At 67.2% G+C, this 16,411-nt stretch carries 15 protein-coding genes; 6 read left to right on the top strand and 9 right to left on the bottom strand.

From position 1 onward, the window contains the following. Positions 1-347: 347 nt before the first annotated feature. Together A9974_RS26465 and A9974_RS26460 are read right to left on the bottom strand one after the other, a co-directional pair. Positions 348-2,255: a TRAP transporter large permease subunit gene (locus tag A9974_RS26465; RefSeq protein ID WP_183007144.1), complete on the bottom strand. Its 1,908-nt coding sequence runs from the start codon at positions 2,253-2,255 to the stop codon at positions 348-350. Continuing rightward, positions 2,252-3,265, bottom strand: coding sequence for a TRAP transporter substrate-binding protein (locus A9974_RS26460; RefSeq protein ID WP_183007143.1), 1,014 nt, complete (start codon positions 3,263-3,265; stop codon positions 2,252-2,254). Before A9974_RS26460 ends, A9974_RS26465 begins: the two co-directional genes overlap by 4 nt. 182 nt (positions 3,266-3,447) lie before the next feature. Between A9974_RS26460 and A9974_RS26455 the strand changes: the two genes are divergently transcribed. From A9974_RS26455 to A9974_RS26430, 6 genes are all read left to right on the top strand, one after another. Further along, positions 3,448-4,332 (top strand): IclR family transcriptional regulator, encoded by an 885-nt coding sequence (locus tag A9974_RS26455; RefSeq protein ID WP_183007142.1) that lies wholly within the window; start codon positions 3,448-3,450, stop codon positions 4,330-4,332. A gap of 46 nt (positions 4,333-4,378) precedes the next feature. Further along, positions 4,379-5,551, top strand: coding sequence for an acetyl-CoA acetyltransferase (locus tag A9974_RS26450; RefSeq protein WP_183007141.1), 1,173 nt, complete (start codon positions 4,379-4,381; stop codon positions 5,549-5,551). Further along, entirely contained in the window at positions 5,548-7,197 is a 1,650-nt protein-coding gene (locus A9974_RS26445; protein WP_183007140.1) for an acyl-CoA synthetase, read from the top strand. The genes A9974_RS26450 and A9974_RS26445 overlap by 4 nt, the downstream gene beginning before the upstream one ends. Before the next feature lie 89 nt (positions 7,198-7,286). Next, positions 7,287-8,045 carry an SDR family NAD(P)-dependent oxidoreductase gene (locus tag A9974_RS26440; RefSeq protein ID WP_183007139.1) on the top strand — a complete coding sequence of 253 codons (759 nt, stop codon included), beginning with the start codon at positions 7,287-7,289 and terminating at the stop codon, positions 8,043-8,045. 57 nt (positions 8,046-8,102) lie between these two features. Continuing rightward, positions 8,103-8,690 carry a DUF296 domain-containing protein gene (locus A9974_RS26435; RefSeq protein WP_183007138.1) on the top strand — a complete coding sequence of 196 codons (588 nt, stop codon included), beginning with the start codon at positions 8,103-8,105 and terminating at the stop codon, positions 8,688-8,690. Next, positions 8,671-9,093: a PPC domain-containing DNA-binding protein gene (locus tag A9974_RS26430; RefSeq protein WP_183007137.1), complete on the top strand. Its 423-nt coding sequence runs from the start codon at positions 8,671-8,673 to the stop codon at positions 9,091-9,093. Before A9974_RS26435 ends, A9974_RS26430 begins: the two co-directional genes overlap by 20 nt. Before the next feature lie 52 nt (positions 9,094-9,145). On the opposite strand, the gene ilvC is transcribed toward A9974_RS26430, so the two are convergent. Genes ilvC through rocD form a run of 7 tightly spaced genes read right to left on the bottom strand, consistent with a single transcriptional unit; the run spans position 9,146 to position 16,411 of the window. Next, positions 9,146-10,162 carry a ketol-acid reductoisomerase gene (ilvC, locus tag A9974_RS26425; protein WP_183007136.1) on the bottom strand — a complete coding sequence of 339 codons (1,017 nt, stop codon included), beginning with the start codon at positions 10,160-10,162 and terminating at the stop codon, positions 9,146-9,148. A 55-nt stretch (positions 10,163-10,217) separates the two neighbouring features. After that, positions 10,218-11,033 (bottom strand): pyrroline-5-carboxylate reductase, encoded by an 816-nt coding sequence (locus A9974_RS26420; protein WP_183007135.1) that lies wholly within the window; start codon positions 11,031-11,033, stop codon positions 10,218-10,220. Next, positions 11,014-12,354, bottom strand: a complete 1,341-nt coding sequence (locus A9974_RS26415; protein WP_183007134.1) for an FAD-binding oxidoreductase — start codon at positions 12,352-12,354, stop codon at positions 11,014-11,016. The genes A9974_RS26420 and A9974_RS26415 overlap by 20 nt, the downstream gene beginning before the upstream one ends. Further along, the gene (locus tag A9974_RS26410; protein ID WP_183007133.1) at positions 12,351-13,109 is read right to left on the bottom strand and encodes a bifunctional 2-polyprenyl-6-hydroxyphenol methylase/3-demethylubiquinol 3-O-methyltransferase UbiG; all 759 of its coding nucleotides are present in this window, start codon (positions 13,107-13,109) and stop codon (positions 12,351-12,353) included. Before A9974_RS26410 ends, A9974_RS26415 begins: the two co-directional genes overlap by 4 nt. Then, a complete protein-coding gene (locus A9974_RS26405) occupies positions 13,106-14,308 on the bottom strand; it encodes an MFS transporter (RefSeq protein ID WP_183007132.1) in 1,203 nt (400 codons plus the stop codon). Before A9974_RS26405 ends, A9974_RS26410 begins: the two co-directional genes overlap by 4 nt. After that, positions 14,305-15,237 (bottom strand): arginase, encoded by a 933-nt coding sequence (locus tag A9974_RS26400; RefSeq protein WP_183007131.1) that lies wholly within the window; start codon positions 15,235-15,237, stop codon positions 14,305-14,307. Before A9974_RS26400 ends, A9974_RS26405 begins: the two co-directional genes overlap by 4 nt. Further along, positions 15,206-16,411, bottom strand: a complete 1,206-nt coding sequence (gene rocD / locus A9974_RS26395) for an ornithine--oxo-acid transaminase (RefSeq protein ID WP_370539686.1) — start codon at positions 16,409-16,411, stop codon at positions 15,206-15,208. The genes A9974_RS26400 and rocD overlap by 32 nt, the downstream gene beginning before the upstream one ends.

Here is a 16,411-nt window from a genome sequence, read left to right as displayed (position 1 = left end):
CCTCGCCTCCATCGGCGTAGGCATCATCATCATCGCCGCCATCCCGTGGCTCTCGATCGGGTTCCTGCGCTAGGCACAACCACGCGCCATCCCCTCGCCCCGGCAAAGGCCGTCAGCAACGCATCGCTGACGGCCTTTGCCACAAGCATCCCCCCAAAATATGTGGGATCAGGTATGCGGGTTATCTATCGCGGGGTTTCCCTTAGCGCAATCCGGGCGCGTCACGATGCCGCGCCGGCATGGGCCCGGTTTGCGAGGATATTTTGGGGGGATGCTTGTGGCAAAGGCCGTCAGCGATGCGTTGCTGACGGCCTTTGCCGGGGCGAGGGGATGGCGCGTGGTTGTGCCTAGCGCAGGAACCCGATCGAGAGCCACGGGATGGCGGCGATGATGATGATGCCTACGCCGATGGAGGCGAGGTAGCCCATGATGGGCCGGATGCCGGCATCGGGCGAGACGCGGCCGATGGCGCAGGCGGCGTAGTAGCCGACGCCGAAGGGCGGGGCGAACAGGCCGATGCCCATGGAAAGGATGACGACCATGGCGTAGTGCACTTCATGGATGCCCATCTGGTGGGCGATCGGGAAGAGCAGGGGACCGAACAGGACGATGGCGGGGATGCCTTCGAGAACGCTGCCCAGGATGATGAAGGCGATGATGGAGACGGCCAGGAACGTGGCTGACCCGCCGGGCAAGCCCGACATGACGCTGGCAAGCTGGCTGGAGAAGCCGGATTGGGTCAGAGCCCAGGCCATGCTGGTGGCGGTGCCGATGATGAGCAGGATGGCGCCGGACAGGCAGGCGGTGTCGACCAGCATCGGCTTGAGCCGCTTGGGATCGAAACAGCGGTAGACCAGCAGGCCGACGAGCGTGGCATAGACGATGCCGATGGTGGAGACCTCGGTGGCGGTGGCGATGCCTTCGACGACGGCGGCGCGGATGACGAAGGGCAGGGCCAGGGCGGGCAAGGCGATGAGGAAAGCGCGGCCGATTTCGCGGCCGGTGGCTTTGCGCGCCGCGCGCAGCCCCTTGTGGCGATTGCGCCACCAGACGACCAGGCACAGCATCAAGCCCAGGACCAGGCCGGGCAACAGGCCGCCGGTGAAGAGCGCGGTGATGGAAACGCCGGTAACCGACCCGATGGTGATGAGCACCAGGCTGGGCGGCACGGTTTCGGTCTGTGCGCCGGTGGCCGAGAGCAGGGCGACCAGGTCGCCCTCGTCGGCGCCGCGTTTGCGCATTTCGGGGAACAGCACGGGCGCGACGGCGGCCATGTCTGCGGCCTTGGCGCCGGAAATGCCGGACACGACGTACATGGCCCCGATCAGCACATAGGACAGTCCGCCGCGTACGTGTCCCAACAGGCTGGCCAGAAACGCCACCATGCGCTGCGCCATGCCGGTCATTTCGATCAGGACGCCCAGGAACACGAACAGCGGCACGGCCAGCAGGATCAGGTGCGACATGCCTTCGTCCATGCGCCCGACCACCACCATCATGGGAACGTTGGTGGTCAGCGACAAGTAGCCGAACGTCGCCAGGCCGAACGCGAACGCGATGGGCACGCCCGCGAAGACGGTGGCGGCGACGACGCCGACAAAGAAGATCAGCAGATTGAGATTGCCCAGTCCCAGCAAGACCGGTTGCAGCAGCACCAGGATGCCGACCGCCGCACCCACCAGGGCCAGCGCCAGCCCGACGGTGCGCCACTGGGCGCGTTCGACCAGACGCAGCAGCGCGATCACCAGCATCAGGGCCGTGCCGGTGGGCAGCGCCGCGGCTCGCCAGATGTTGGGGATCTCCAGGGCGGCGGTGGTGACGTAGCGCTCTTCCGACGCGTATTCCAGGCCGGGCGCCTGCAGCAGCAGCAGGAAGGCCAGGGCGGCGGCAACGGCAACCATGTCCAGGACGGCGCGGGTGGCGGGGGAGGCCCGGTTGACCAGCGCCGCCATGCGCATGTGCTCGCCGCGCCGGAAGGCGACCACGGCGCCCAGCATGGCCAGCCAGAGGAACAGGATGGAGGCCAGTTCGTCCGACCAGACCAGCGGCGTGTGCAGCGCGTAGCGCGCCACGACCCCGGCGAACAGGATGACGATCTCGGCGACCACCAGGATGGCGGCCGGAATTTCAACCAGATGCCCCAGCGCGTTGTCCAGGGACTGGGCCCAGGCCCGGCGCGGCGGCGCGGCCTGGTCGTGTCCGGAATGCGGATCCACGGCCGGCGAGGGGCCGGCCTGCGCGACGGCCACCCTCATGACAGTCTCCCGACCGATTGCTCAAGCAGGCCCCAGGCCTTGTCCCCGTACTTTTCCTTCCAGCTGGCATAGAAGCCGGCCTTGCGCAGGGCGTCGCGCATGGGCTCGGCGTCGGGCGTGTTGAAGGCCAGGCCTTCTTCGGCCAGCTTGGACTGCAGCTGGTTGTTCAGGGCCAGCACGTCGGCGCGCTCGGCCATGCCCGCGGCATTGATGTGCCTGGCGACGATTTCGCGGATGTCGGCTGGCAGTTTTTCCCAGGCGCGGCGGTTGCCCAGGAACCAGAAGCCGTCCCACATGTGGTTGGTCATGGAGCAGTACTTCTGTACTTCGTAGAGTTTGGCGGTCTGGATGATGGCCAGGGGGTTTTCCTGGGCGTCGACCACGCGGGTCTGCAGCGCGGAATAGGTTTCGTTGAAGTTGATGCTGGCCGGAGAGGACCCCAGGGCCTTGAACATGGAAGTCCATAACGGGCTGACCGGCACGCGGATCTTCAGGTCGCGGAAGTCGCCAGGGCCGCTGATGGCGCGCGAGCTGGTGGTCACCTGGCGAAAGCCGCTGTCCCAGATGTGGTCCATGACGATCAGGCCGCGGCTGTTGATCTCGGCGCGGATATGCGCGCCGAGTTCGCCGTCCATCGCCTTCCAGACGGCGTCGTAGCCGGGGAAGGCAAAGCCCACGCCGCTGATGGACGCGCTGGGCACCAGGGTGGACAGGATCAGGCCGGACAAGGTGAAGAATTCGACCGCGCCGGCGCGCAACTGGCTCAACGTGTCGGTGTCCGAACCCAGCTGGCTGTTGGGGAACACCGCCAGTTCAAAGCGCCCGTTCGTGTCGCGCGCGATGTTCTGGGCCGCTTCTTGCGCCCGCAGGTTCATGGGGTGCGACGGCGGCAGGTTGTTGGCGTACTTGTAGCGAAACTCCGGCGCCGCCAGTGCCCGTTGATAGGGCGCCAGGGCCAAAAGCGCGCCGCCTCCCGCGGCGCTCATCAGTTTCCGACGAGTCGTATTCATGTTGTCTCCTTGATTATGAGAACCGGCCGCCGTCTAGGGAAACCGGATAAAGCGCCGTTGCCGGCATCTTGCTTTATTTCTACATCAGGTCCACTATATGAACCATTAACTAGGATTGAATATATTTAATCATATTGATTTAACCCGGTAAATCAATAAAATAAACGTCAAACAGGGCCATCATGAAAATCCAGGAAGAAAATAACGATCCACAATATGGACCTTCTGCAAATGCTGCGCAGGAGGGCGCTGCCCATGTCGGCGGCGCGCAGGCGATCTCCCGCGCCATGGTGGTGCTGCGGGGAGTCGCGCGCATGCGCGGCGAAGGCGCGGGCCTGCTCGCGCTGACCCGCGCCACCGGCATGAGCAAGCCGACGGTGCACCGGCTGCTGGCGGCGCTGGCCGCTGAGGGCATGGTCGAACAGGACCTGTCCAGCCGGCGCTACTTCCTGGGGTCCGAATGTCATGTGCTGGGCAATCTGGCTAGCGAACGGTTCGGCATCAATCGGCGCGCCGCGCCCGTGGTGGCGCGCCTGGCGCACGAGTGCGGCGATTCGGCGTTCTTCTCGGTGCGGCGCGATGTGTTCGCGGTCTGCGTATTGCGCGAAGACGGCGACTGCCCCCTGAAAACCCACGCCTTGCTGCCGGGCGATCGCCATCCCCTGGGAGTCGGTGCGGGCAGCCTGGCCATTCTGGCCGCATTGCGCGACGAAGAGGTCGAGGAATGCCTGCGGGCCAATGCCGACCTGATCGCGGCGCGCTATCCGCACTATTCGGTGCCCCTGATCCGCAATCTGGTCAACGAAGTGCGTGAACGCGGCTATGCCGTGAACCGCGGGCTGGTGGTGCCGGGCTCCTGGGGTATCGGCATGGCATTGCTCGACGCCGATGGCGGCGTGCTGGGCGCGCTGAGCATCGCGGCGGTGGAGTCGCGCATGGAAAACGAAGACCGGCAGTCCCAATTGGCCAAGCTGTTGTCGCGCGAGGCCAAGCGGCTGCAGGCCCAGTCCAACCCTGGAGACCGGCAGGCGCGGGCGCGACCTCCGGTTCCGAAACTAAAGCCCTGAGTCCGCGGTCCGGCGGGCAAGGGGCCCCCCCTTTTAGGAGACAGCAATGAGCAAGCGTGCCGTGATTGCGGGATGGTCGCACAGTCCCTTCGGAAAACTCGACGATCCCGATACCGAAAGCCTGATGGCCCGCGTCAGCGGCGCGGCACTGGCGCATGCGGGCTTGTCCGCCGGGGCGGTCGACGGCATCTACGTCGGCGTCATGAACGGCGGCTTCCAGAAGCAGGACTTTCAGGGCGCGCTGGTGGCGCTGTCGCAACCCGAGCTGGCCTATGTGCCGGCAACGCGGCTGGAGAACGCCTGCGCCACGGGCTCGGCCGCGTTGTATGCGGCCATGGATTTCATCGAATCCGGGCGTGGACGGGTCGCGCTGGTGGTCGGCGCCGAGAAAATGACATCCCGTCCCAATGCCGAGATCGGCGACATCTTGCTCAACGCCAGCTATCGCAAGGAAGAGGCCGGCATTGACGGCGGCTTCGCCGGGGTGTTTGGCCGCATCGCCACAGCCTATTTCGAGCGCTATGGCGATCAAAGCGAAAGCCTGGCCCGCATCGCCGCGAAGAACCATAAGAACGCGGTCGACAATCCCTATGCCCAGATCCGCAAGGACCTGGGCTTCGATTTCTGCAATACGGTGTCGGACAAGAATCCCTACGTGGCCGCGCCGCTGCGCCGCACGGATTGTTCGCCCGTGTCCGACGGGGCGGCCGCGCTGGTGCTGGCCAGCGAAGACATGGTGGGAGATCTGCGCCGCGCCATCCGTTTCCGCGCCCGCCAGCAGGTCAACGACTTCCTGCCGCTGAGCCGGCGCGACCCCACCGCGTTCGAGGGCGCGGCGCGGGCCTGGCGCGCGGCGCTGGCGGCGGGCAAGGTGTCGCTGGATGACCTGAGCCTGGTGGAAACGCACGATTGCTTCACGGTCGCCGAGCTGATCGAGTACGAGGCAATGGGCCTGGCGGCGCCGGGTGAAGGCCGGAAAGTGGTGCTGGAAGGGCTGACCGCGAAAGACGGGCGCCTGCCCGTCAATCCGTCCGGCGGCCTGAAGGCGAAGGGGCATCCGGTGGGCGCCACCGGCGTGTCCCTGCATGTCATGGCGTGCCTGCAACTGATGGGCGAGGCGCAGGGCATGCAGATCCCCGGCGCGGCGCTGGCCGGCGTGTTCAATATGGGCGGCGCGGCGGTGGCCAATTACGTCAGCATCCTGGAGCGCGCGAAATGAGCGCCCCGCCGGTACTGGAGGCTCTCCGCGCGGACGCGCCCGCGGGCGGCCTGGCGCCGGTGTCGCGCCGCGTCATGAACCTGGCGCACTTCGTGACCCAGGCCGCGCGCCGGCACCCGGAGCGGGCGGCGCTGGTCTGCGGCGATCGGCAACTGAACTGGAAGGCGTTTGATGCGCGCTGTGCGGCGCTGGCGCGGGCCTTGGCCGATCATGGCATCGCCAAGGGCGATCGCGTGCTGGTGCATTCCCGCAATGGCTTCGAGCTGCTGGAAACCCTGTTCGCCGTGCTGCGCCTGGGGGCGGTGTGGGTGCCCACCAACTTTCGCATCACGCCGGACGAGGTCGTGTATCTGGCGCAGGCATCGGGCGCCCGGGCCTTCCTGTGCCACGGCGACTATCCCGAGCATGCGGCCGCGGTGGCGCAGGCGGTACCCGGGCTGGCGTTGCTGGCGCGGCTGGGGCCCGGCGCCTTCGGTCAGTCGGATACCGGCAGCCTGATCGCGGCGCGGCTGGACCAGCCGCTGCCCTGCGCGGACGTGCAGTATGACGATCCGTGCTGGTTCTTCTTCACGTCCGGCACCACGGGGCATCCCAAGGCCGCGGTGCTGACGCATGGGCAGATGGCGTTTGTGATCGCCAATCATCTATGCGACCTGATGCCGGGCACCACCGAGCGCGACGTGAGCCTGGCGGTGGCGCCGCTGTCCCACGGCGCGGGAATCCACTTTCTGACGCAGGCCGCGCGCGGGGCCTGCACGGTGCTGCCGCTCCACGAGAAATTCGACGCCGCCGAACTCTGGCGGCTGGTCGAGGCGCATCGGGTGACCAACATGTTCACGGTGCCGACCATCGTGAAAATGCTGGTAGAGCATCCGGCCGTGGATACCCACGACCACAGCAGCCTGCGCTATGTCATCTACGCGGGCGCGCCGATGTACCGCGAAGACCAGAAGCGCGCCCTGGCCAAGCTGGGGCCCGTGCTGGTGCAGTACTTCGGCCTGGGCGAGGTGACCGGCAACATCACCGTGCTGCCGCCCGAGCTGCACCACGCCGACGATACGCCCGCGGCGCGCGCCGGCACGTGCGGCTTCGAACGCACCGGCATGCAGATCAGCATCCAGGACGACGCGGGCCGCCGCCTGCCGGCCGGCGAAAGCGGCGAAATCTGCGTCTGCGGACCCGCGGTGTTCGTGGGCTATTACGCCAACCCGCAAGCCAATGCCAAGGCTTTCCGCGACGGCTGGTTCCGCACCGGCGACCTGGGCTACATGGACGACGAGGGCTTTCTGTACATCACGGGCCGCCAGTCCGACATGTACATCTCGGGCGGCTCCAACATCTACCCGCGCGAGGTCGAAGAGAAGGTGCTGACTCACCCGGCGGTGGCGGAAGTGGCGGTGCTGGGCGTGCCGGATCCCACGTGGGGCGAGGTGGGCGTCATGGTGTGCGTGCCGCGCGCGGGGCAGACGCTGGCCGAAGACGAACTGCTGGCCTGGATGGCGCCGCGGATGGCCCGCTACAAGCTGCCGCGCCACGTCTTCTTCTGGGATGCGCTGCCGCGTTCCGGCTACGGCAAGATCACCAAGAACCTGGTGCGCAATGCGCTCTACGAACGCGGCTGCCTGCCGGCCGCCGACAAGCCGTAGCGCGGCGCGCCGCGCAGGACCGGCGACAAGGAGGGCCGACGCGCAAGGCAGTGACCCGAAGCAGAAATCAAAAAAGTGGAGACAGAATCATGCAGACGAATCAAGACGCGATCCTGGTGACCGGCGGCGCGTCAGGCATCGGCCTGGCGCTCGCGCGCGGTTTGCTGGACGCCGGCCGCACCGTGCTGGTGGCGGATGTGTCGCAAGAGCGGCTGGACGAAGTCCGGGACCTGGCTGATCCCCAGCGCTATGCGTGCGTGCGCATGGATGTGTCGGACGAAGCCGGCGTGGTCGAGGCGCTGGGCCGGCTGGAAGCGCGCTTTGGCGCGATCCGCGGCCTGGTGAATTCCGCCGGAATCGGCCGCGACGTGCCGTTCCTGGACACCGAGACCGATCTGTTGCGGCGGATCCTGGAAGTCAACCTGGTGGGCTCGTTCGTGGTGGCCCGCGAAGTGGCTCGCCGCATGCGCGACGGCGGCCGGGGCTCGATCGTGAACATCGCCTCGGTCTCGGGTATCCGCGGCAACGCCGGCCGGGCCGCGTACGGGGCGTCCAAGGGCGGGGTCGTGACGCTGACGCGGGTGATGGCGGTGGAACTGGCGGCCTATGGCATCCGCGTGAACGCCGTGGCGCCGGGGCCGGTCGAGACGCCGCTGGTCAATCAGATGCACACCACGCAGGCGCGCCAGGCCTGGGAACGCGTGGTGCCGCAGCATCGCTATGCGGCGCCCGAGGAGTTGAACGGCACCATAAGCTGGTTGCTCGATGACTCCAAGTCCAGCTATGTTACGGGGCAGGTGATCTGCGTGGATGGCGGTTTCACCGCCGCCGGCATGTTGCCTGCCTAGCACTGAGTCGTTGCCCAGGTTCCACTTGATGCGCCACAAGCGCACGGAGTCAAGACCATGCGATACACCACCGTGGATCGTTCGTTGCGGGGAACACCAGCATTGCCCCGCCCCAGAACGCTGATTCATCCGGGTGCCTACAACCCGGTCCGCATACATAGCTGTTCGGCGCTTCAAGGCCGCCATATCCGCCTGGCATTGCGCCCGGGCGCCAGCCTGTTCGACGCCATCGTCCTGGCCTTGTCCCAGGCCGGCGTGGCCAATGCGTCCATGACGCTGCTGGGCGGCGCTTTCAGCCATATCGACTACTGCACCGCGCCGCCGGATCCGTCACACCGGACGGTCGTGGCCTATACCGAGCCCATCGCCGTCGGGCCGGCCTACCTGATCTTCGGCAACGCTACGCTGGGCAAGACCGATAGCGGCATGCCCCTGGTGCATTGCCACGCCGCTTTTCGCGGCGACCGGGGGCCGCCGGCGGGGGGACACCTCGTGCCGCAAAGCACGATCGTCGGGCCACGGCCCATTCCCGTGCTGGTGACGTCGCTGGAAGGTTTCGACCTGCGCGCCAGCTACGATCCTGAAACCAATCTCAGGCTGCTGCAGCCGCAAGAAGGAGGGCGCGATGAGCTCCGCGGAAGTTGAATTCGGCAGCATGGGACGGGTGGCCTACGCGCGTATCGGTCCCAACGAGGACCTGGTGCAGGGCGTGGAAAAGCTCTGCCTGGCGCAAGGCTTTCGTAACGCGTTCGTGCGTGGCGCGCTCGGCAGCCTGGTGGATGCCTGCCTGTATACGCGCGATGGCGGATTCAGCCATATCGCCGGCCCGGCCGTGGAAATCGTCAGCCTGGCGGGCGAGGTCCGGGCGCAACCCGACGGGTCGGTCAGCGCCACGCTGTCGGGCGTGGTGGCGGATCCGCAAGGCCAGGTGCATGGCGGGCCTTTCGTGCCCGGCGCCAACCCCATCTGCATGACGTTCGAGATCACGCTGGAAGAATGGCTGCCCGCCGCCGACGGCGAGGCGGCTGACCGGCTGGAGCGTCGGTAGCGGCGTCCGGCATACCCTCTCTTGCGGCGCGAGAGAGGGGCCGGCGCGGCGTTCAGTTCCTGTTGCGGTCCACCAGCTTGTTGGCGGTGATCCACGGCATCATGGATCGCAGCTTGCCGCCGACGCGTTCCAGCTCCGATTCCGCATTGATGCGGCGGCGCGCAGCCAGCGTGGGCATGCCCGCGGCATTCTCAAGCACGAATTTCTTCGCGTATTCCCCGCTCTGGATGTCGTGCAGGATCTGGCGCATGGTCTCGCGGGTTTCGCGGGTGATGATGCGGGGCCCGGTCTCGTACTCGCCGAATTCGGCATTGTTCGAGATCGAGTAGTTCATGTTGGCGATGCCGCCTTCATAGATCAGATCGACAATCAGTTTCAGTTCGTGCAGGCACTCGAAATATGCCATCTCGGGTGCGTAACCGGCGTCCACCAGCGTGTCGAATCCGGCCTTGATCAATTCCACCGTGCCGCCGCACAAGACCGCCTGCTCGCCGAACAGATCGGTTTCCGCTTCCTCGCGGAAGTCCGTTTCGATAATGCCGGCGCGGCCGCCGCCATTGGCGCTGGCGTAGGACAGGGCGACGTCGCGCGCGGCGCCGGACTTGTCCTGGTGCACCGCGATCAGGTGAGGCACGCCGCCGCCTTGCGTATAGCTGCTGCGCACCGTATGGCCGGGCGCCTTGGGCGCGACCATGATTACGTCGATATCGTTGCGCGGCGTGACCAGGCCGTAATGCACATTGAAGCCGTGGGCAAAGGCCAGCGCCGCGCCGGGCTTGATGCGGGCATCGATCTCGTCGCGGTAGACCTGGGCGATGTGTTCGTCGGGCAGCAGCATCATCACCAGGTCGGCCTGTTGCGCCGCATCGGCGACCGCCTCGACCCGCAGGCCGGCGCTGGCGGCCTTGTGCCACGAAGCGCCGCCCTTGCGCAGCCCCACCACGACCTCCACGCCCGAATCGCGCAGGTTCTGGGCGTGGGCGTGGCCCTGCGAACCATAGCCGATGATGGCGACCTTGCGCTCCTTGATGGGAGAGAGATCGCAGTCCTTGTCGTAGTACACCTTCATTGAAGCTCCTTCCTGTCGGCCTGGGCCTGTTGGCGTGGGTTGCAAAAAACCGGGGCTACGTCTTTGTCCTGGACCTGAGGCCGTGCGCGACCAGGCTCATGGCCTTGCCCAGGCTTTGGTAGACGCCCTTACCCACCAGATACTCGCGCCCCATGCCGGTATAGCTGCCGGGGCGGGCGACCGCGGCGGACAGCGCGGCAGGCGCGGTGGCGGGCAGGCTCAGGCTGAGTTCGACGGCGCCCTTGATGTTGTGCAGCACTGTCTCGTATGCGATCGCGGGCGGCACGCCGTCGGCCTGCAGTTGTTCCGCCAGGACCTGGAACATGTCGTAGAACCAGCCGTGGGCGCAGGCCGCGGCGGTCATCACGGAGAACGTCGCCTCGTCGGGCGCCGGTATCACCCGGCCCAGCGTCGCCAGCAGCGCCGCCGCATCCGTGTGGGCGGGATAGAGCGGAATGGCGCCGGCGCCCACTTCAATGGAAATCACCGGCATGAAGCGGACGACGCCCGCCTGATCGCCCGCGGCGCGGGCGACGTCCGCCAGCGTGACGGTGGCGACGGCCGACAGGAGCAGGTGTTGCCGTTCCAGCGGCAGGCCCGCCAGCGCCGCCATGGCGTCCGCGGATTTCACGGTCAGGAAAATGGTTGGACACTCGGCGGCCAGGGCTGCCTTGTCGGCGGCGATGCGGCAATGCCATTGATCCGCGAGCTGCCGGGCCACGCCCGGGCTCCGGGGCAGCAGGTAGATGGGCCGGCGCGGGGATACCCTGCGCAGGCCCTTGACGATATGCGCGGCCAACTGGCCCACGCCGATGATGCCCAGCGGCTCGTCGCCGCCGGCGGATCCCTGGTCAAACTTCATCGCGGTCATGCCATCGCTTCCAGGAGAGGTAGGCGTTAACGCCGGGCTTGAGCAGTGGCTCGGGGACGACCCTGGACGGCTGCTCGCCGCCGTAGGGCGTCAAATCGTCGGGCAGGCCCAGGGCGATGTGCGCGGCCCGGATGCCGTTGAAGGTGCCGCGCACGCTGCCCAGTCCGTTCTGGCAGCAGGCGGTGATCAGGCCGGGCGCTACTTGCGCGACCGCCGAGGCCCCATTTCGGGACAGGCACAGCCGGCCCGCCCAGGTATGGGTGATGCCGATGCCCCGCAAGGCGGGAAAGCGGCGATTGAAGCCCTTGATGTGCTCTTGCAGCGAATGCGCCAGCTGCGCGGGGCTGGCCGGCTCCAGGCCGATGGCCTGGAAGACGCTGCGGTAGAAGATCCGGTCGCCGCCGAACAGCGGGCCGCGTACCCGGCGCAGCGTGGATCCATGCGGCGCGGCGGGCGTGATCGACCAGGTGTCGCTGCCGCCCAGTGCGCGCGATTGGCCGTCCGTCATGCTGCAGGTGATGGACGCGTAGGTGGTGACGTCGATCAGGCGGTTGGCGTAGTGCCCGAATGCGCGCACGTGGCCGTTGGTCGCCAGGATCACCCGCCCGGCGGCGATCTTGCCCAGCCGCGTGTGCGCGACCAGGCCAGCGGAGCGGTCCAGCCGGGCGACGGGTGAGCGCTCGAATATCCGGATGCCTTGGGCCTGCAAGCCCAGAGCCAGGCTCTTGATGTAGGCGGCGGGCTGGATCATCACGGTGCCCGGCGTGTGGATGCCGCTGCGGTAGTAGGCCGAACCAGTCAGGCGCTGCATGTCGGCGTCGTCCAGCAAGCGGTAGGGCTCGCCCAGCTGGTCCAGGTGACTGGCGTAGCGTTTGACGAGTTGCATGCTGCGCTCAGTGCAAGCGCCGTTGACCTTGCCGCTGCGTGCCATGACGCCGTCCTGGAATCCGTATTCGGCGGCGGCATCCAGCGCGAAGGCAATCGCGTGGCGGTTTTCCTGGATGGTGTGGCGGGCGCGCGTTTCCTCGCCGCCATAGTCTTCCGAACTGAGATCGTGCGTCAGGTCGATCATGAAGCCGGCGTTGCGGCCCGATGCGCCTTCGCCGATCCGCAAGGCCTCCAGCACGATGACGCGGGCGCCGGGTGCCTTCAGGCGCACGGCGCGGGCCGCGGACAGGCCGGCGAAGCCGCCGCCGATGATGAGGACGTCGCACGATTCGTCCTGCTCGACGCTGGCAAACAGGCGTTCGGGCAGGAAGAAGCTGTCCCAGGCCGACACGCCGGCTTCCACCGGCAGCACCCCGGTTGCCGGGGGGCTCATGCGTTGGCGGCCATGGCGCGGCCCTGGCTGGCAGTCACGCGTTTGCGGCACAGGTACAGGCCGCGGGCGCTGGACAGGCCGATGGGGTCGAACTCCAGGGTCAGTCCGGCCGCATCGAACGCACGGCGGTAATCGTCGGCCGAGAAGAAGGACATCTTGTGCTCTTCCACGAAATACTGCACGCCCGCGCTGTCGCTGGTCAGGTAGTGCAGCCACAGGGTCAGCTTGTCGCCGTCGATGCGGTGCCGGGAAATGCGCGCGATGCTGGTCTGACGCGCCGTGACCACCTGGGCGGCGGGGAAACTGTCCATGGCGTCGGGCGCCAGCCAGGGCTCGATCAGGATGACGCCGCCCGGCGCCAGGTGATCGCTGAAGCACTGGATGGCGCTGTGCAGCGCGGTGGTGTCCGGCAGATAGCCGATGGAGCTGAACAGGCAAAGAATGGCGTCGTAGCGGCGGCCCAGCGCGAAGGCATCCATCGACGCCAGGTGATAGCCGCCGGGCCGCGGCCGCTGCCGGTTCTTGGCGCTGGCGATATCCAGGAAGGTCTGGTTGTTGTCCAGGCCGTCTATCTGGTAGCGCGGATTGAAATACCGCGCATGTTCATGGCTGCCGCAGGCCACGTCCAGCACGGCCGCATCCGGCGGCAGGACGTCCTTGATCAGCGCTTCGATCGCCGCCACGTCATCCTGATAGCGCCGCTGGCTGTAGAAGATGTCGTAATACTCCGCGCTCATTTCGAATTGGGTCGTCATGGTGTTTTCCGGGAGGGCAGGGCAACGGGATGGGAGCGGGGGCGGGGCGCCGTCAGGACCAGGGTGGCCATCGTCAGGATCGCGCCGCCCAGCAACATGTACACGGTGCCCAGGGACCCGCCCGTGGTCGCCCACTGGCCGATGGACCAGTTGGCCATGGCGCTGAACAGGCCGAACGCCACCAGGCCCAGCGCATCGATCCGCATGGTGGCGGTGGGCGGGAAGAACGTGCCGATGTAGGCGGCCAGCAGACCCCAGAACGGGTTCAGGGCAACGCCGTGGCCGATGCCCGCCAGGGCAATGGCCGAGGACGTCGGCGCCCACGCCAGAAACCAGGACGCGGCGGCAAACGCCAGGAAGGTCGCGATGATGATCTTGCGGTGGTCCATGCGGTCGGCGATGGCGCCGATCAGCACGCCGGACATCGCGCCGGTCACGCCCAGCACCTGCCAGACCGAGCTGGCCACCTTTTGCGCACGGCCGACTTCGCCGATCAGGTAGGTGCTGAGATAGGTCGTGAAGGGAATGGCGGTCGCGCCCACCAGCCCGGACAGCACGATGGCCAGGCCCGCCACCCGCTTTTGCTCCAGGGTCCAGCCATGCATGCCGGCCACGCTTGCGGCGTGCGCCGATGGTGCCGTGTTCGCGGCGGAGCGGCGCAGAAACGGCGCCAGGATCAGCAGTCCTAGCAAGGCGAAGCCCGACCCCAGCACCCACAGGTCTTCGGGGGCGAACAGCGCGCGGCCATAGTCGGTCAGCACCCCGATGGACAGCATGCCCCACGAGCCTCCGCTGGCGCCGATGGTCAGGATCAGCCCCCGGCGGCCCAGCGGCAGGCAGCCGTTGATCACGCCCACCGCGCTGCTCCAGCTGATGGCCGAGAAGGCGCCCAGCAAGGCAAAGGCGGCCAGCATCAGGTCCGGGCTGTGGTTCAGCCGCAGCAGCAGCATCAGCGCGCCGCAGCAGACGGTGGAGCCGGTCAGCCAATAGCGGGCCGGCAGGCGGTTGCCGGCCAGGCCGAGCAGCAGGGCGCCGCACATGTATGCCACTTGCAATGTGGCGGAAGCCGTGCCGATGAAGGCGTAGTCAAAGCCATACTTCACTTGCAGATCAGGCAGGATGGCGCCGAACAGGAACAGTCCGTAGCCGTGCGTGCCGATCATGATCAGCGTGACGGCAAGGGTCAGGGCATAGATCACGTCCGTCCGTCCCGTTTGCCCTGCAGGCCGGCAAGCAACGCATGCATCAGGGCCAGCGTGCGGTTGTCGATGTCATTGGCGGGGTTGAATTCGGATATCTCCATGCCGACCAGGCGCGGATCGTTGTAGACGCCCTGCATGGCGGTCAGCAACTCGGCCTTGGCCAGCCCATTGGCCGCCGGGGTGCTGACGCCGGGGGCGTCCTCGGGATTCAGGCCGTCCAGGTCGATCGTCACGCCATAACCGCCGGACGCCTGGCGCACGAGGCGCAGCGCATCCTCGAACACGGCGGGCAGTCCCCGGTAATGGATTTCGTCCATGAAGAAGATCCGCACGCCCAGGGATTGCAGCAGCGTTTTTTCCTCGGGCTCGTAGTCGCGGGTGCCGATCAGGCAGACATGGGCGGGCTTGAGCTTGGGCCGTTCCGACAGCAGGGTGGTCAGGCCTTGGTGGCCGTATCCCAGCAACGCGGCCAGCGGCATGCCGTGGACGTAGCCGTTCGGGCTGGTCTGAGGCGTGTGGCTGTCCATGTGCGCGTCGATCCAGATCAGGCCGACGTCGCCTTCGGGCGCCAAGGCCGCGCAGATTCCGGACCAGTAGCCGGCGGCGGCCGAATGGTCGCCGCCGATGAGCACCGGAAAGCCGCCCTCGGTAATGATGTCGAACGATGCCTGCGCCAGTTGCCGCGACAGCGTGATGATCGATTCCAGCACCTGCTGGCTGCCCAGTTCCGAGAAGGCGCGGCCGTCTTCGATCCAGCTATGCCAGCCTACGCGCTTGCGCAGGTCGGCGAACTGTTCGATGTGGTTGCGAAATGCGGCGGGTCCGTCCCGGCTGCCCGCGAACTGGCCGCCGATGCCGCAGGCATAGGCGACGATCTGGATGGGGGGCGGCATTTCAGAGCCGCTCGAGCGCGTATTCAAAAGCATGCAGGAACTCCTCGACCAGCTCGGGGGAAATGTTCAGGGGCGGGGCCAGGCGCAGGGCATTGCTGTCGACGTTCTTGCACAGGATGCCGCGCGCCCGCAGATGCGTGACCAGTTGCGCGCTGGCCTGGGCGGTGCCGTGCAGTTCGACGCCGATCATCAGCCCGCGTCCGCGCACTTGCTTGATCTTGGCGCCTTCGTAGGGCTTGAGGCGTTCGATCAAATAGCCGCCGGTATCCAGCGCCCGCTGGCACAGGTTCTCGTCTTCCAGGATCGACAGCGCCTCGAGGCCGACGGCGCCGGCCAGGGGATAGCCGCCGAAGGTGCTGCCGTGACAGCCGGGGGTCAGCACGTCCATGACGTCGCGCCGCGCCAGAAACAGCGACACCGGAATGGCCCCGCCGCCCAGCGACTTGCCGATCACCACGGCGTCCGGCTGCACGTCGTAGCCATGGCAGGCCAACGCATGGCCGGCGCGGCCCAGGCCGGTCTGGATTTCATCGGCGATCAGCAGCACGTTCTGCGCTTTGCAGATCCGCGCGCAGCGTGCCAGGTAATCGGCGGACGGCACGATGATGCCGGCCTCGCCCTGGATCGGTTCCACCAGGAAAGCCGCGGTGTTCCGGGTGATCGCGGCGGCCAGCGCGTCGGCATCGTCGAAGGGAATCGGCTTGATCCCCGGCAGGTAAGGGCCGAAGCCCTCCCGCGCCTGCGCCGACGTGGACATGGAAATGATGCCCGTGGTGCGGCCATGGAAGTTGTGGGCGCAGCAGATGATCTCGGCCTGTTCCGGCGCGATCCCCTTGCGCTCGTAGCCCCATTTCCGGGCGGCCTTCATCGCGGTTTCCACCGCCTCGGCCCCGGTATTCATGGGCAGGGCGGCCTGATGGCCGGTCGTCTCGCACGCCTTCTGCAGGAAAGCGCCCAACTTGTCCGAATGGAAGGCCCGCGACACGATGTCCAGCGTGTTGGCCTGTTCGGTCAAGGCGCGGACGATGCGGGGATGGCAATGCCCGAAGTTGGCGGCCGAATACGCGCTCATGAAATCCAGGTAGCGGTTGCCTTCAACATCCCAGACTTCCGCGCCCCGGCCCCGGTGCAGCACGACCGGCAAGCTGGCGTAGTTGGGAGCGCCCCACTGGCGCTCGGCTTCGATGAATGCGCGGGCGGTATCCAC

Origin of the sequence: Achromobacter sp. UMC71 (assembly GCF_014170305.1) — a bacterium.
Lineage (GTDB): Bacteria > Pseudomonadota > Gammaproteobacteria > Burkholderiales > Burkholderiaceae_B > Achromobacter.
Note: the sequence above shows the minus strand (reverse complement) of the source record. Positions and strands in the feature narration are given on the sequence as shown.

Bases quoted from the DNA above. Each gene is read 5' to 3' on its own strand.
- A9974_RS26465 (WP_183007144.1), bottom strand. From the start codon at position 2,255: ATGAGGGTGGCCGTCGCGCAGGCCGGCCCCTCGCCGGCCGTGGATCCG.
- A9974_RS26460 (WP_183007143.1), bottom strand. From the start codon at position 3,265: ATGAATACGACTCGTCGGAAACTGATGAGCGCCGCGGGAGGCGGCGCG.
- A9974_RS26455 (WP_183007142.1), top strand. From the start codon at position 3,448: ATGAAAATCCAGGAAGAAAATAACGATCCACAATATGGACCTTCTGCA.
- A9974_RS26450 (WP_183007141.1), top strand. From the start codon at position 4,379: ATGAGCAAGCGTGCCGTGATTGCGGGATGGTCGCACAGTCCCTTCGGA.
- A9974_RS26445 (WP_183007140.1), top strand. From the start codon at position 5,548: ATGAGCGCCCCGCCGGTACTGGAGGCTCTCCGCGCGGACGCGCCCGCG.
- A9974_RS26440 (WP_183007139.1), top strand. From the start codon at position 7,287: ATGCAGACGAATCAAGACGCGATCCTGGTGACCGGCGGCGCGTCAGGC.
- A9974_RS26435 (WP_183007138.1), top strand. From the start codon at position 8,103: ATGCGATACACCACCGTGGATCGTTCGTTGCGGGGAACACCAGCATTG.
- A9974_RS26430 (WP_183007137.1), top strand. From the start codon at position 8,671: ATGAGCTCCGCGGAAGTTGAATTCGGCAGCATGGGACGGGTGGCCTAC.
- ilvC (WP_183007136.1), bottom strand. From the start codon at position 10,162: ATGAAGGTGTACTACGACAAGGACTGCGATCTCTCTCCCATCAAGGAG.
- A9974_RS26420 (WP_183007135.1), bottom strand. From the start codon at position 11,033: ATGACCGCGATGAAGTTTGACCAGGGATCCGCCGGCGGCGACGAGCCG.
- A9974_RS26415 (WP_183007134.1), bottom strand. From the start codon at position 12,354: ATGAGCCCCCCGGCAACCGGGGTGCTGCCGGTGGAAGCCGGCGTGTCG.
- A9974_RS26410 (WP_183007133.1), bottom strand. From the start codon at position 13,109: ATGACGACCCAATTCGAAATGAGCGCGGAGTATTACGACATCTTCTAC.
- A9974_RS26400 (WP_183007131.1), bottom strand. From the start codon at position 15,237: ATGCTTTTGAATACGCGCTCGAGCGGCTCTGAAATGCCGCCCCCCATC.